Consider the following 13734-nt stretch of genomic DNA (forward strand, 5'->3'; position numbering starts at 1 on the left):
CGCCACGGGAGCGGCGTCAGAAATCAAGTCGGTACCCCAACGAGTAGTACAGCCGGGTCGAATTCTCGTTCTGTTGGGCGCTGCGGGTGCGGCTGGCTTCGACATTCAGGTCCGATTCGATCACCCACTTCTCGCCGCCGCGCCACGTCACCCGCAGTCCGGGCGACCAGCGCGAGGTGCGCACGCCGTTGGGGCCGTCCTGCTGGTAGTAGCGCAGCGCCGGCTCGGCCTGCCAACGCTCGGCCAGCACCGTCAGGTGGTTGTACGACGCCAGCCAGCCGTTGTAGGTCGGGCCCTTGATGGCGGTCAGGTTGAAGACGTGGGTGTCGCGCTCGGAGTACAGGTTGGTGCCGATGGCCTGCAGCCCGGCCGACCAGATGTCGCCGGTGGCCGGGATGCCGTCGGGCAGGATGCCGGGCACCGGCGCGATCGCGCCGACGTTGGTCAGCCGCAGGTCGGCACCCACCTGCCAATGCGGGTTCAGCGGCGTGGTCACGCCGAGCAGGCCCTGCGTTGCATAGGCCGTCGTGTCGACCACCTGCTGGCGCAGCAGGGCCAGCGTCTTGCCTTGCGCCAGCAGCTCGGTCAGCGTGCGCGGCAGCACGGTGGCGTTGGGATCGGGAAAGAACAGCGCATTGCCCAGCATCAGCATCGGCGTCGCCCGGCGGTCGTACAACACGTTGACGACGGTGTTGCCCTCGCTGGTCCAGGTGCCTTGCACCGAGGCGATGTTGACGCCTTCCAGCGTGGTGTCGTACTCGAACTGCGAGAACACCGACGCGTTGGGCTGGAAGTAGCGCAGGTCCGCGCCGACCGCGCGCCGGTCGACCTCGCCATCGATGTTCTGCTGGATGGCGTAGGCGCTGGCACCGAAGCCCGGCGCCAGGGCCTCGGCATCGAGCGATACGCCGTAGAAGTTGCGCTTGGTGTCGAGCAGCTTCTCGGTGGGCAGGCCGGCCACGGCGTTGACCTTCCACTTGGGCATGAAGCTCCAGCCCAGCAGCGCGCCGTCGAAGCGGCCGAGCACGCCGCCACCCAGGCCCGACTGTCGGCCCAGCCGGGCTGACACGCCCGGTGCGGTTTCCTTCCAGTCGAAGTACAGCGCCGAGAGCTTGTTCTCGTCGGCCTGGCCGGGCATGCCGTTCGCGGTGAAGCTGTCGCGAAAGACGAAACGCAGGTCGCGGTTCTCGTCTTTCATGCGCCAGTTGACGTCCAGGCTGGACAGCAGCTGCTTCTGATCGACTGCGGACAAGGTCTGGTCCGAGATCACGACCGGCAACTGGCCGTCCAGCGGCGTGTCCTTCAGCTGCGTCTGCGTTTTCGAGTTGCCGCCGTAGTAGTACTGCGACCAGGCGCCGACCAGCGTCGTGGTGTCCTTTTTGCGCGTGGCGGTGGTGTCGCTTGGCGTTGCGGCGACACCCGGCGTCGTGTCGGCCGGCAAGCCGGCCAGCGTCACCCGGGCCTGGTCAGCGTCCGGGCCGTCGGGGTAGAGCTGCAGGAACAGCGCCAGCTCGCGTCGCGCGCCGGCCGTGTCGCCCTCGGCCAGGCGAGCCTGGGCGACGAGGGCCTGGGCTTCGCGGGTGTGGCTGTTGGGCGGCAGGTTCAGCGCCTCGTTCAAGGTCTCGATGGCCAGCGTGTTCTGGCCCTTGGCAATGGCGGCCTTGGCCTGCGCCATCAGCTCGCCACCGCGCGCTTCGACCTGCGCGTCGAGCGAAGCCGGAGCCGCCACCGCGATCGGCGTCACCGCGGCAGGGGCGGCCGGCTTGGCGCCGCCGCCAAAGACCTGCGCACCCAGGCCGTCGAGCACGACCTCGATGTGACGCCGGTCGCTGCCGCCGCGCACGCGGAACTTTGCCGGCGGGTCCAGCCGCACGATGAGACGGCGTTCGGTTTCGCTGGTCCCGCCGTCTTCGCTGACCGTGATCCGCGGGATGCCGTCGCCGCCGATCGTGCGGCGCTCGCCGTCGATGAAGCGCGGCTGGTCGCGGCTGGGCACGACGTCGTAGACGATCTGCACCAGGTCGTTCGACGCCGAGGCCACCGCGCGACGAAACTGCACCGGCACGTTGAAGCGCACCAGCATCACCGCGTCGTTGCCCTCGCGCCGCAATTCGACGTCTTCGATCACCTGGGCCTGCGCGCTGAACGCGGCCACTGCCATCGCCACCGGCGCCAGCCGTGCGGCCCACCCACTGCAAGTCGTCATTCTCATGATCCCTCTCAATCCCACTCGACGTAAGTCTTTCCTTTGGTGCCCAGCGGGCGATGGCAGCCGGACTCGGAGCAGTCCAGCGGGGTGCGGCCACGGGCTTCATGGGTGAGCGACTTGCGCTCCATGTCGCCGAGGTAGTTGGTGCCACTGGCATGGCAGCTCTTGCACCAGCCGGCACCGCCGCCGAGGCTGCCGTTGTGGTTCATGCGCATCGAACCCCAGTTGCTGGTCGTCATGTGGCAGGCGTTGCAATCCAGCGTTGAGCCGTTCAGCAGCTGCGCCTCCGGGATGTGCGCGTTGGGCTTGGATTGCAGGCCCTGGCTGGTGTAGGTCGGGATGTGGCAGCTCTTGCACGGCTGCGCCGTCAACAGCGAGTGGTTGGTGGTCACCGCGGTGGCGAACGACGCCTGCGACTTGTGGCAGCCGTCGCACTTGACCGTGGCCACCTGGATGGGGATGTGTCCGGGCTGCTTGCCCGGTGCCAGCGAGCCGTTGTGGCAGGTGTCGCAGGTGCCCGAGCCGACCTGGTTGTTCGGCGCATGCTGGTACTGCACCGAAGTCCAGCTGCTGGTCGACTTGTGGCAGCTTTCGCAGGTGGTCACGCCGACGTGGATGGCGTCCGCCGGCTTGCCGCGCGCGGCCAGGTAGCCGCCGGTGTGGCAGGTCGCGCACTGCGTGCTGGTCGAGAAGTAGGCGTGGAACCGGCCCGGGTTCCATGAGCTGTAGCCGCTCTTGTGGCAGGCGTCGCAGTTGGCGCTGGCCGAGACGGCGACCAATGCATACGGGATGTGGTTGCCGGGCTTGCCGTCGGCCGGCGGGTAGCCGCCGGTGTGGCAGCTGGCGCATTGGGCGGTGACGACGACCTGGGTGTGGTTCCACTTGGTCGGCTTCCACGCGGTGACGCTGTGGCAGCTGTAGCAGTTGGTCGTCCCCACCGGGATGTGGTTGGACGGCTTGCCCGGCGCGCTGACCCCGTTGTGGCAGCTGGCGCAGTTGGTGTTCTGGTTGTAGCGGCTGTGGTCGACGTTGGCGCTGGTCCAGCTGGTCGTGTTGTGGCACTGCTCGCAGGCCGTCACGCTGCTGTGGATCGGCGTCGCCGGCTTCCCGCGTGCGGCCAGGTAGCTGCCGGTGTGGCAGGTCGAGCACTGGGTACTGACCGTGAAGTAGGCGTGGTAGCGGCCAGGGTTCCACGACGCATAGCCGCTCTTGTGGCAGGCATCGCAGTTGGCTGAGCCCGACACGGGAACCAGCGCGTACGGGATGTGGTTGCCCGGCTTGCCGTCGGCTGGCGGATAGCCGCCGGTGTGGCAGCTGGCGCATCGCGCGGTCACGACGACCTGCGTGTGGTTCCACTTGGTCGGCCGCCACGCGGTGACGCTGTGGCAGGCATAGCAGTTCGTCAGCCCGACGGGGATGTGCGTGGCCGGCTTGCCGGGGGCGTTGCTGCCGTTGTGGCAGCTGGCGCAGTTGGTGCTCTGGTTGAAGGTCGAGTGGTCGACCTGGGCACCGCTCCAGCTGTTGGTGTTGTGGCAGTTCTCGCAGGTGGTCGCGGTGACATGTGTGGCGTCCGCCGGCTTGCCGCGCGCACCGAGGTAGCTGCCCGTGTGGCACGACGCACATTGCGTGCTGACCGAGAAGCTGGCGTGGAAGCGCCCGGGCACCCAGCTGTTGAAGCCCGCCTTGTGGCATGCATCGCAATTGGCCGACGCAGCGACCGGAATCTGCGTGTAGGGAATGTGGTTGCCCGGCTTGCCGTCTGCCGGCGGGAAGGCGCCGGTGTGGCAGCTGGCGCACTGCGCCGTGACGATGATCTGGGTGTGGTTCCACTTGGTCGGCTTCCATGCAGCCACGCCATGGCACGAATAGCAGTTCGCCGCGCCGACCGGCATGTGCGTGGCCGGCTTGCCGGGAGCGCTGCTGCCGTTGTGGCAACTGGCGCAGTTGGTGCTCTGGTTGAAGCGGCTGTGGTCGACGTCGGCCCCAGCCCAGCCTGAGGTGGTGTGACAGCTCTCGCAAGCCGTGGCGCCGGCGTGGATCGAATCGGCCGGCTTGCCGCGCGCGGCCAGGAAGTTGCCGTTGTGGCAGCTGGCGCAGTTGGTGCTGACCGAGAAGTTGGCGTGGAACAGGCCGGGGCTCCAGCTGCCGAAGCCGGCCTTGTGGCAGGCGTCGCAGTTGGCGCTGGCGGCCACCGGCACTTGGGCGTAGGGGATGTGGTTGCCGGGCTTGCCCTCGGCCGGCGGGAAGCTGCCGTTGTGGCAGCTGGCGCATTGCGCGGTGACGACCAGCTGGGTGTGGTTCCAGCTGCTGGGCTTCCAGCGCGCGGTGGTGTGGCAGCTGATGCAGTTCACCGCACCGACGGGGATGTGCGCCGCCGGCTTGCCGCTGGCGCTGCTGCCGTTGTGGCAACTGGCGCAGTTGGTGGCCACCGTGAAGCCCGAGTGGTCGGGCTTGGCGCCCATCCATGTGCTGGTGCCGTGGCAGCTGTCGCACGACGCGGTCGTCGGCATGTGGTCGCGCGGCTTGCCGCTGGCGATGTTGCCGTTGTGGCAACTGAAGCAACTGCCCGGGGCGATGCCGGCGTGGCTGAACTTCGCGCCGGCGAAGCGGCGCGTGTCATGGCAGCTGTCGCAGCCTGCGCTGGTCGGCACGTGCTGCGTCGGCATCACCGTGTTGTTGGCCGCGAGGCGGGCACCCGCGGTGTGGCAACTGGCGCAGTCCTTCGGCGTGCCCTTGAACACGCCCTTGACGTGGCAGGACTCGCAGCGTTCGTTGGCATGGGCCCCCGTCAATGGGTAGCCGGTGCTGACGTGATCGAACTGGCGGGTACCGGTCTGCTGGGCCTGTGCCGGAAAGGCCAACCACAGGCCGAACCACAGCGCGAAGAACAGGCACCACGCGGTCGAGCCGAACAGCACAAAGCGGCGCATCACGGGCGTTCCTCCGATCGGGTCGATGGCGTGGCGCCAGGCGCGCCGGGCCGGCGTGCCCTCAGCGTCTTCCAGTCGGACACGAGGTGACAGGTGTCGCAGCGGGGGCCGAACGCGCCGTCGTGCGCGTCGTCGCCGCGATGGCAGGCGACACACTCGCGCCCGACCGGTGCGACGCCCTGGCCGGCCGAAGCAGGGGAGCGGTGGCAGGCGGCACAGCGGGCTCGGGCATGCGCGCCCTCGAGCCGCCAACGGGCCTGGCGCTCGTGGTCGTAGCGCACCAGCGGCCAGGCCCGGGCGTTGTGGCAGTTGTCGCAGCGGGTACCGAGACCGGCCTTGTGGACATCGTCCTGGCGGTGGCAGGCCACACACTCTTCGGGCGCATCGCGAAAGCGCAGCGAGACAAGCTCCTTGCCGGGACCCGCGCGATGGCAGCTCTTGCACTCGACCTTCAGGTGCGCGCCGACGAGCGCGAAGCGCACCCGCGCGTGGTCGAAGCGCGTTTCGCGCCAGCGCTGTTCGTTGTGGCAGCTGTCGCAGCGCGCGTCGAGCTGGCCCTCGTGCTTGTCGTCCTTGCGGTGGCAGGCCAGGCAGTCGGTCGGCGTGTTGCGGTAGTGCGTCTGGTCGGCGTGGCAGCTCTGGCAGCTGGCCTGCAGATGGCCGCCGCGCAGCGGGTAGCGGGTCACGCCGTGGTCGAAGCGCGGGATCTTCCAGGTGCGCTCGCCGTGGCAGCTGGCGCAGGCTTCGCCCAAGGTGCCACGGTGCTTGTCGTCGCTGCGATGGCAGCCGATGCAGGTGCCGGGCACCTCGCGATAGGCGCTGCTCTTGTGGCAGGCCTTGCAGTCGGCGTCGGCATGCTTGCCCAGCAGCGGAAAGCGGCTGCGGTCGTGATCGAAACGGCCGACGTTCTTCCAGCCCGTTTCCTGGTGGCAGGCGGCACATTCGCTGCCGAGGTTGCCCTTGTGGGGGTCGTCCTTGCGGTGGCAGGCCAGGCACTCGGTGCCCAGTTTGTCGCGGTACAGCGTACTGGTATGGCAGCTGTCGCATTTGGCAGCGCGGTGCTTGCCGCGCAAGGCGTACTTCGTGTCGCTGTCGTGGTTGAACGATGTCGGGCGCCAAGCCTTCGCGTCATGGCAGCTGTCGCAGCGCTCGCCGTAGCGGCCCTTGTGACCCTTGCGCATGTCGTCGTCGCGATGGCAACCGAGACAGGTCTCGGGGGCGTCGGTGTACGGCTGACCGGCGCGGTGGCACGCGCTGCACTTCGCATCCACGTGCTTGCCGGTGAGCGCGAAGCGGGTGGTCGCGTGGTCGAAGCGCGTGTCGGCCCAGCGGGTGTCGTTGTGGCAGTCCGCGCATTTCGCGCCGAGGCTGCCCTTGTGCACGTCATCTTTCTTGTGGCAGGCCACGCAGTCCTGCGGTGCCTCGCGCCAGCGCTTGCCGGTGACATGGCACGCAGAGCATTCGGTCACCTTGGCGTGCGCGGCGCGCAGCGGCCAGTCGGTGGCCCGATGGTCGAAGCTGCGCTGGTCGAGCGGGGCGATCTGCACGTCACGCCCCTTGTGGTCGGTGTGGCAGCTGCGGCAAGCCTGGGGTGGCTGACGGCCGTGGAAGCCCGCCTTGGCCTTGAGGTCGGCCGCCACGTCCTTGTGGCATTCGAGGCAGCGGCCGTCCTGCGCCGCGCGGTCGAAGCGCACATGGCAGCTGGCGCACTGATCCTCGACCTTGGCGTGCCCGCGGATCACCGGCCCCGGCGACAGGGCCGACTCCAGCCCTTGCGCAGACGCAGACCATGGCAGCAGCAATGCACCGAGCAGCGCGAGCGCACGCCAGCCCAGGCGACTGCGGAGCACGGCGGCGCGCATCCATGCCATTGCCGGTCAGTAGGCGTGCACCGCGACGACGTGGGTGACCGCGCACGCGACCATCACGTAGACAAAGGGCAGGTGCAGCACATGCCACAGCGAGAACAAGCGTTCCCAGGCGCGCAGCTGCACGACGCCCAGGGTTTGAGCGACATGCAGCCTCGCCTGGGCTCGCCAGTGAGCGCGGATCTGGCGCCGCCGAGGCTCGGCCAGCGTGGCCGGCGCCGCGGCCAGCGCCTGGTCGATCAGTGCGCGCACGTCGCGCCGCGCTGCACGCGCCGCCCGGGCGCTGAGCCACAACAGGGCCGGCGCATTGCGGGCCCGCGTCGACAGGGCCGCCTGCTCGAAGGCAAAGAGGCGATCACGCACGCGTGGCGCCAGGGTCAGCGTGGCAGCCAGCTTCTGGTGCGTGGTGTCGAGCCGGGTCCGCAGCTCGGCCAGGTTGGCATGGCGGTCGTCGAGGCCTTGGTGCACGTGCACGTAGAGGTAGCGGCCGATGACACCGCTGCCCGCCACCACCAGCATCGAGACCAGTGCGACCGTTGCATTGAGCGAGCCGACACGGAAGTTGCAGTGCACGAGGATCAGCCACGGCCCCGCCACGCCCATCAGCATGTGGAAGATGAACCAGTGCCGAGTGGCACCGACGCCCCGCAGCGCCGGCAGGCGCTTGCGCAGCGGGTAGAGAAACAGGGCGAGCATCGCCAAGCCGCCGGCCACGCCGATCCAGTAGCCCAGAGGCGAGCCGGCGTCCAGCCGAAGTGCCCGCGCCACGCCCCAGGCCGAGCCGATCGCGAGCAGCGTCCAGGCCACCGACCGCAGTGACATCCAGGCCCGGCGAGCGTCGTCCCGCACGTCACGAAGACGCGGTGCGCTGAAAGCACGGATCAACGACTGCTCGGACATGGGACCCTGAATGTGCAAAGTGCACATAAGATGTCGCCAGTGTGTCGAACTTGCCTTAGCGCATTCTTAAGACGGGCCCGCGCTGTTGTGTCTGGCTGTGACACCGAGCACGGCATCGCGATGCCATGGCGGTCTCCCATTCCGCGACGTCATCGTGATCGCCTCGACGAAGCCAGGCTTGATGAAGATCAAGAGGCGCCAGGGCCCCGGGGCCGCTGCCCGCTGCCGCGCGCCCTTGCTAAGGCGTCCCTAAGGCTTGACTGGCGCAATGGAATCCTCGGTGTTGTCGTTGATGGAGGATTCATGATCGGCGCGAAAGACTTGAGATGGGGATGGCTCGCGATCAGCGCGAGCCTGGTGGCTGTGCCCGCGTCCGCGGCCACCGGCATTCAGATCGGGGCCAGTGGCAAGACGTACGCCTCCGCTGCCTGGCAATGCGGCGTGCACCCGGAGGACGGGATGGCGCCTTACGTCAACGCCGGCTTGTACAACGCCAGGAAGAAGGCCCGAGGCACCGTGGCGCTCAATGGCATTGCGGTCGCAACGGTCAGCGCGGCGAGCCCGGACGCCACGGTCTGGCTGGGCAACGGCCTGGATGCCGTCACCGTGGCGACCGGCAGCGTGGTGGACAGCTACCCATTCGATGTGTCCACGGTCTTCGCCGGCCAGCCGAACATCTGCATTCCGGACACCCGCGCCAACACCTTCAGTGGCGACCTCGAATACGCGGCCAGCTTCAAGTCCTATGCCGTGGTGACGCCGGGTTGCGCGTTCAATCCTTTGACGGGCCGCGCCCAGCCGTTCGTGAACCTGTTCGACAACGGTCGGTACCTGCTGAACGTGTCGGTCAACAACGTGCCGCTCACCCAGTTGAACGGCACCACTCGGATGCATGTCCCCGTCTTCCTCAGCGCGGGGCTGAACGTGATCTCCGCCGCCAACGGCGCCCTGTCGACCGACTACTACGTGCGCGACGGTGGGGCCGGTACCTGCCTCTTGCCATGAACACGGGCCACGCTTTGTCCACTCGATTCGCTCGAGCAAGCCGGGAGCCGCTCGCGAGCTGCTCGATCCCTTCGGGGGCGGGCACTGCTCGCCGAGTCGTGGCCCGCGTCATGGCAGCGGCGGCCATTGCCGTCGCCACGGCAGCCCATGCCGCCTCCCCGAATGAGCTGCTGGCCGGTTACAGCGCGCTCGCGGGTTCGCCGGCCGACCCCGTGCGGGGTGAACGCCTTTTCGTCACGGGTCACGGGCGCGAGTGGCGGTGCGCCACGTGCCATGGCGCCGTGCCCACCGGCAACGGGCGCCATGCCGCCACCGGGCGAGAGATCGCTGCGCTGGCGCCGGCGTCGCATGCGGCGCGGCTCAGCGACCCGGCCAAGGTCGAGAAGTGGTTCAAGCGCAACTGCAACGACGTGCTGGGGCGCGAATGCACGGCCGGCGAGAAGGCGGACGTGCTGGCCTGGTTGATTTCGCTCAAGCGCTGAGGTCCCCCATGGATACACACTTTCTTTCACTGCCACGGATGAATCTGCGTCCCGTGCGCCAGGTCATCGCCGTGCTGCCCTGTCTTGCCATCGCCTCCTTGGCCTGCGCGGGCGACCGCGCAGGAGCCGCCCCGCTGTCGCCGACCTATCGCCAGGAATGCGGCAGCTGTCATGTTCCCTATCCGCCAGGGCTGCTGCCGGCCGCGTCGTGGCAACGCCTGCTCGACCACTTGCCGCAGCACTTCGGCAGCGACGCATCGCTGGACGCCGCCACGCTGAAGGAGCTTTCCACGTGGCTCGCCGCCCACGCGGGCAAATCCCGGCGGGCGATGGAGCCGCCACCCCAGGACAGGATCACCCGCTCGGTCTGGTTTCGTCACGAGCACGACGAGATTGCGCCAACCACTTGGACCTCGCCAGCCGTCAAGAGCCCAGCCAACTGCACGGCCTGCCACGCGCAGGCGGACCAAGGAGACTTCAATGAAGACCGCGTCCGTATCCCCCGCTGACGCAGCGTCGAGCCGCCCGGGCCGGCGCCTGCCGCTGATCTGGGACGCACCCGTGCGCGTGTTCCACTGGCTGGCCGTGCTGTCCTTTGCCGGCGCCTACCTCACGGCAGAGAGCGAGCGTTGGCGCCTGGTTCACGTGACGCTGGGCTACACCCTCGCCGGGCTGGTCGCCTTCCGCGTGGTCTGGGGCTTCATCGGCACCCGGCACGCACGCTTCGCCAGCTTCGTGCGCGGGCCCGCGGCGGCGGTGGCCTACCTGCGCGCGCTGCTCGCCGGCAAGTCGGCGCCGCACCCCGGGCACAACCCGGCCGGCGCACTGGCCATCGTCGCGCTGCTGGCACTGGCGGCGGGCGTGACCGCCACCGGGTGGTTGACCTATGCCGAGTGGGGCGGCGACCGCTTCGAGGACATGCACGAAGCCCTGGCCAACCTCATGCTCGGGCTGGTCGGCGTGCATGTGGCTGCGGTGGTCATCAGCAGTCGCCTGTACCGCGACAACCTGGTGCGGGCGATGTTCACGGGCCGCAAGGCCGCCCCGCCGTACGAAGGCATCCACCGCGCCTGGCATGGGCTGGCGGTGCTGATGCTGGCCACGGTCCTTGGTTTCTGGTGGCTGCAGTGGCTTGATGCGCCGCCCCCCGGTGCATCCGACCGCTCTCACGCGAGCGAGCGCGCCGGGCACGACGAAGAAGACGACGACGATTGACATGCGCATCCTGCTGGTCGAAGACGATCCCCTGCTCGGCGACGGACTGCGCACCGGGCTGCGCCAGCTCGGTTTCGAGGTGGACTGGGTGCGCCGCGGCGACGTGGCCGAGCAGGAGCTGCGTGCCCACCCATACGCGGCGGCGGTGCTCGATCTCGGCTTGCCCGGCAAGGACGGCATGGAAGTCCTGTCGCTGGTCCGCCACGCCGGCAACAAGACGCCGGTGCTCGTGCTGACGGCCCGCGACGCACTGCCCGAGCGGATCCAGGGGCTCGACGCCGGGGCTGATGATTTCGTCGTCAAGCCGGTCGATCTGAACGAGCTCGCCGCCCGCTTGCGCGCCCTCGTCCGTCGAGCCTGCGGCCAGGCGACAGAGCGCCTCAGCGCCCAGGATGTGACGCTGGACCCGGCCGCACGCACGGTCCGTCGCGGCGACACGCCGGTCACGCTGTCGAAGAGCGAGTTCGATCTGCTGCAGGTGCTGATGCTCAACGCGGGCCGGGTGCTGTCGCGCCAACAGCTCGAGCAGCAGTTGTATGCCTGGGGACGTGAAGTCGAGAGCAACGCGATCGAGGTGCACATCCACCACTTGCGGCGCAAGCTCGGCTCGGCGCTGATCCACACCGTGCGCGGTGTCGGCTACACGCTGCTGCGCGAGGCCCCGGCATGAGGCGCTGGCTGCCGCGCTCGCTGCAAGGACGCCTGCTGTCGCTGGTCATCGGGCTGGTCCTCGCGGTATGGGCGGCCGCGGCCGCACTGACCTGGATCGACGCTCGTCACGAGCTCGACGAGCTGCTGGATGCCCACCTGGCCCAGGCGGCGGCCCTGCTCGTCGCGCGCGAGGCGGCCGACATCGAGGAGCCGATCGACGTGCACGCGCCGACGCTCCATCGCTACGCCCCGCGCGTGGCGTTTCAGATCTTCGATGGCGGCCGTCTGGTGCTGCGCTCGGCCCAGGCTCCCGTCGAGCCCATGGCCAGTGCCGGCGGCTTCCAGACGGTGACGGTCGCCGGGACGCGCTGGCGCGTGTTCACCACCACCGGCTTCGACGGTGACGAGCAGGTGCACGTGGGCGAGCAGGTGTCTTCCCGGACATCGATCCTGTTCGCGTTGATGCGCAGCATGCTGTGGCCCACCTTGCTGGCGCTGCCGCTGCTCGCGATCGCTGCCTGGTGGGCCGTTCGCCACAGCGTGAACCCGCTTCGCAGCCTCAGTCAACGGCTGTTGCACCGGCGGCCAGATGAGCTCGGCCCCGTGGAGCTGCAGGATGCCCCCGCGGAGGTGACGCCGCTCGTCGAGGCCTTGAACGCATTGTTCTTGCGGATCGGCACCTTGCTGGAGTCGGAGCGCCGATTCACCGCTGATGCCGCGCATGAGCTCCGTACGCCGATCGCCGCCATCCGTGCCCAGGCGCAGGTCGCCTTGGCCGCGTCGGACGACGCCACGCGCCGCCATGCACTCGATGCCACCGTGCAAGGTTGTGACCGGGCGAGCCGGCTCGTCGACCAGCTGCTGACGCTGTCGCGGGCGGACGCGGAGCTTCCGCAGGCGCAAACGGTGGAACTGGGCGAGTTGACCCGGCTGGTCGCAGCCGACATCGCGCCCCATGCGCTCGCCAAGCACCAGTCACTGGCGCTGCAGGTGCCGGCAGCCTGCAGCGTGAATGGCGACGCCACGCTCCTGGCCGTGCTGGTGCGCAACCTGCTGGACAACGCCGTGCGCTACAGCCCGGCATCCGCCCAGGTGCAGGTGGCCGTCGAGCAGCGTGACGGCCGCGTCCATCTTTCCGTCGAGGACAGCGGCCCCGGGCTCGACGAAGCGCAACGCAGCCGCCTGGGCGAGCGCTTCTTCCGCGTGCCGGGCATCGACCAGAGCGGCAGCGGCCTGGGTTGGTCAATCGTGCGCCGCATCGCGGCCCTTCACGACGCCGAGGTGCAAGTCGGTCCGTCGGCCCGCTTGACGGGGCTGGCCGTCGAAGTCATCTTCCCGGCCGCATAACCGGCGCAGGCCCGGCCACAGCAAGCGCAGCCCCGTTGACGAGGGTGAAGGTCAGACCGCCACGCTCAGGCGTCGGCCTGTCGCGCCGACGAACCTTGCCAGTCGCCGCGGATCGGCGGCACGCAGCGTCTTGCGGGCCAGCCCGCTCAGCAACTCGGCCGCGGCCGGTGTGGCCACGTCGATGCCCAGGCCGGCGGCTGCCGGCCAGTCGGCGTCCAGCCGCATGTAGCGCTCGGCCAGGCGGTCTTCCATCATCGCCTGCACATGCTGTTGCTGCACGGAGATCAGTGTCAGCACCAGCCGTCCATCGGCCAGCCAGCCCACCGCCCCCGCATGGTTGGCCACGCCCTCGGCTGGGCGGTAGTGCGCGGTTGCCGTGCCGATGGCAAGCATCGACACGCGCTCAGGCCGAACGCCCATGAAGTGCTCCAGTTCGTGCAGCGCGATCTGGTCGGGCGCGACGGCGAACAGGCCGCCGTCGGCAAACAGCTTGCGGCCGATGCGCACACTGGGAAAGTAGGCTGGCGCCGCGCAACTGGCCATTGCGACGTCGACCGCCCGCAGCGCGCCATCGCCGGTCGACGCCTCGGCGTGGGGTGTCTTGAAGATCTTGGTCTGGCATTGGCCCACCTCCACCGCCGGCACGACCAAGCGGTGCAGCGCATCGTCGAGCCGCTTGTCGCCAAGCTCGGCGCCCAGGGCCTCACGCAGCGCTTGGCCGGAGTACTTCGGGCCGGTGACCGAGCGGGTCAGGTCCAGCAGGCGGCTCACCGGGCCACTGGGCAGCGCCCGGCCAGAGAAGATCTTCGTGCCGTGCTCGTAGAACAGCTTGACCAGCCGATCCATCGGCACTTCATAGGCCAGGGCCAATGCCAGCAACCCGCCGACCGACGTGCCTGCGATCAGGTCGAACCGGCGTGCCAGCGGCTCGCCTGCCTGGGCCTCGAGCTCCTGCAGCACGACGGCGGTGTACAGGCCGAGGAAACCGCCTCCTGCCAGCGACAGGACGCGCACCGGGCCCTGTGGGGGCATGGCGGGGATGGTCATGGACGCCAGCTTTGCGCGGCGCGGCGCGGCGGGACTTGCGCCGCGTCAAAGCCGGGCGGGGCGACGCGTGGGTCAATGGC

11 protein-coding genes are annotated in these 13734 nt (G+C 69.2%); 6 read left to right on the forward strand and 5 right to left on the reverse strand.

The window, feature by feature from the left end:
- Positions 1–16: 16 nt before the first annotated feature.
- Genes VFY73_RS13835 through VFY73_RS13850 form a run of 4 tightly spaced genes read right to left on the reverse strand, consistent with a single transcriptional unit; the run spans position 17 to position 7907 of the window.
- Complete coding sequence (locus tag VFY73_RS13835) at positions 17–2212, reverse strand: tetratricopeptide repeat protein (RefSeq protein WP_329719651.1); 2196 nt, start codon at positions 2210–2212, stop codon at positions 17–19.
- 8 nt (positions 2213–2220) lie between these two features.
- Positions 2221–5142: a hypothetical protein gene (locus VFY73_RS13840; protein ID WP_329719653.1), complete on the reverse strand. Its 2922-nt coding sequence runs from the start codon at positions 5140–5142 to the stop codon at positions 2221–2223.
- Complete coding sequence (locus tag VFY73_RS13845) at positions 5139–6989, reverse strand: cytochrome c3 family protein (RefSeq protein WP_329719655.1); 1851 nt, start codon at positions 6987–6989, stop codon at positions 5139–5141. The genes VFY73_RS13840 and VFY73_RS13845 overlap by 4 nt, the downstream gene beginning before the upstream one ends.
- A gap of 27 nt (positions 6990–7016) precedes the next feature.
- Positions 7017–7907 carry a hypothetical protein gene (locus tag VFY73_RS13850; RefSeq protein WP_329719657.1) on the reverse strand — a complete coding sequence of 297 codons (891 nt, stop codon included), beginning with the start codon at positions 7905–7907 and terminating at the stop codon, positions 7017–7019.
- A gap of 303 nt (positions 7908–8210) precedes the next feature.
- Between VFY73_RS13850 and VFY73_RS13855 the strand changes: the two genes are divergently transcribed.
- From VFY73_RS13855 to VFY73_RS13880, 6 genes are all read left to right on the forward strand, one after another.
- Positions 8211–8912: a hypothetical protein gene (locus VFY73_RS13855; RefSeq protein ID WP_329719659.1), complete on the forward strand. Its 702-nt coding sequence runs from the start codon at positions 8211–8213 to the stop codon at positions 8910–8912.
- 110 nt (positions 8913–9022) lie between these two features.
- Positions 9023–9394 (forward strand): DUF1924 domain-containing protein, encoded by a 372-nt coding sequence (locus VFY73_RS13860; protein ID WP_329719761.1) that lies wholly within the window; start codon positions 9023–9025, stop codon positions 9392–9394.
- A gap of 53 nt (positions 9395–9447) precedes the next feature.
- Entirely contained in the window at positions 9448–9903 is a 456-nt protein-coding gene (locus tag VFY73_RS13865) for a diheme cytochrome c (protein ID WP_329719661.1), read from the forward strand.
- Complete coding sequence (locus tag VFY73_RS13870) at positions 9875–10609, forward strand: cytochrome b/b6 domain-containing protein (RefSeq protein WP_329719663.1); 735 nt, start codon at positions 9875–9877, stop codon at positions 10607–10609. The genes VFY73_RS13865 and VFY73_RS13870 overlap by 29 nt, the downstream gene beginning before the upstream one ends.
- A 1-nt stretch (position 10610) precedes the next feature.
- Entirely contained in the window at positions 10611–11279 is a 669-nt protein-coding gene (locus VFY73_RS13875) for a response regulator (RefSeq protein ID WP_329719665.1), read from the forward strand.
- The gene (locus VFY73_RS13880; protein ID WP_329719667.1) at positions 11276–12607 is read left to right on the forward strand and encodes an ATP-binding protein; all 1332 of its coding nucleotides are present in this window, start codon (positions 11276–11278) and stop codon (positions 12605–12607) included. The genes VFY73_RS13875 and VFY73_RS13880 overlap by 4 nt, the downstream gene beginning before the upstream one ends.
- Before the next feature lie 51 nt (positions 12608–12658).
- On the opposite strand, the gene VFY73_RS13885 is transcribed toward VFY73_RS13880, so the two are convergent.
- Positions 12659–13654 (reverse strand): CBASS cGAMP-activated phospholipase, encoded by a 996-nt coding sequence (locus VFY73_RS13885; protein WP_329719669.1) that lies wholly within the window; start codon positions 13652–13654, stop codon positions 12659–12661.
- Positions 13655–13734 lie beyond the last annotated feature (80 nt).

Source organism: Ideonella sp., from assembly GCF_036277275.1.
Classification (GTDB): domain Bacteria; phylum Pseudomonadota; class Gammaproteobacteria; order Burkholderiales; family Burkholderiaceae_C; genus Ideonella.

Bases quoted from the DNA above. Each gene is read 5' to 3' on its own strand.
- VFY73_RS13835 (WP_329719651.1), bottom strand. From the start codon at position 2,212: ATGAGAATGACGACTTGCAGTGGGTGGGCCGCACGGCTGGCGCCGGTG.
- VFY73_RS13850 (WP_329719657.1), bottom strand. From the start codon at position 7,907: ATGTCCGAGCAGTCGTTGATCCGTGCTTTCAGCGCACCGCGTCTTCGT.
- VFY73_RS13855 (WP_329719659.1), top strand. From the start codon at position 8,211: ATGATCGGCGCGAAAGACTTGAGATGGGGATGGCTCGCGATCAGCGCG.
- VFY73_RS13860 (WP_329719761.1), top strand. From the start codon at position 9,023: ATGGCAGCGGCGGCCATTGCCGTCGCCACGGCAGCCCATGCCGCCTCC.
- VFY73_RS13870 (WP_329719663.1), top strand. From the start codon at position 9,875: ATGAAGACCGCGTCCGTATCCCCCGCTGACGCAGCGTCGAGCCGCCCG.
- VFY73_RS13875 (WP_329719665.1), top strand. From the start codon at position 10,611: ATGCGCATCCTGCTGGTCGAAGACGATCCCCTGCTCGGCGACGGACTG.
- VFY73_RS13880 (WP_329719667.1), top strand. From the start codon at position 11,276: ATGAGGCGCTGGCTGCCGCGCTCGCTGCAAGGACGCCTGCTGTCGCTG.
- VFY73_RS13885 (WP_329719669.1), bottom strand. From the start codon at position 13,654: ATGACCATCCCCGCCATGCCCCCACAGGGCCCGGTGCGCGTCCTGTCG.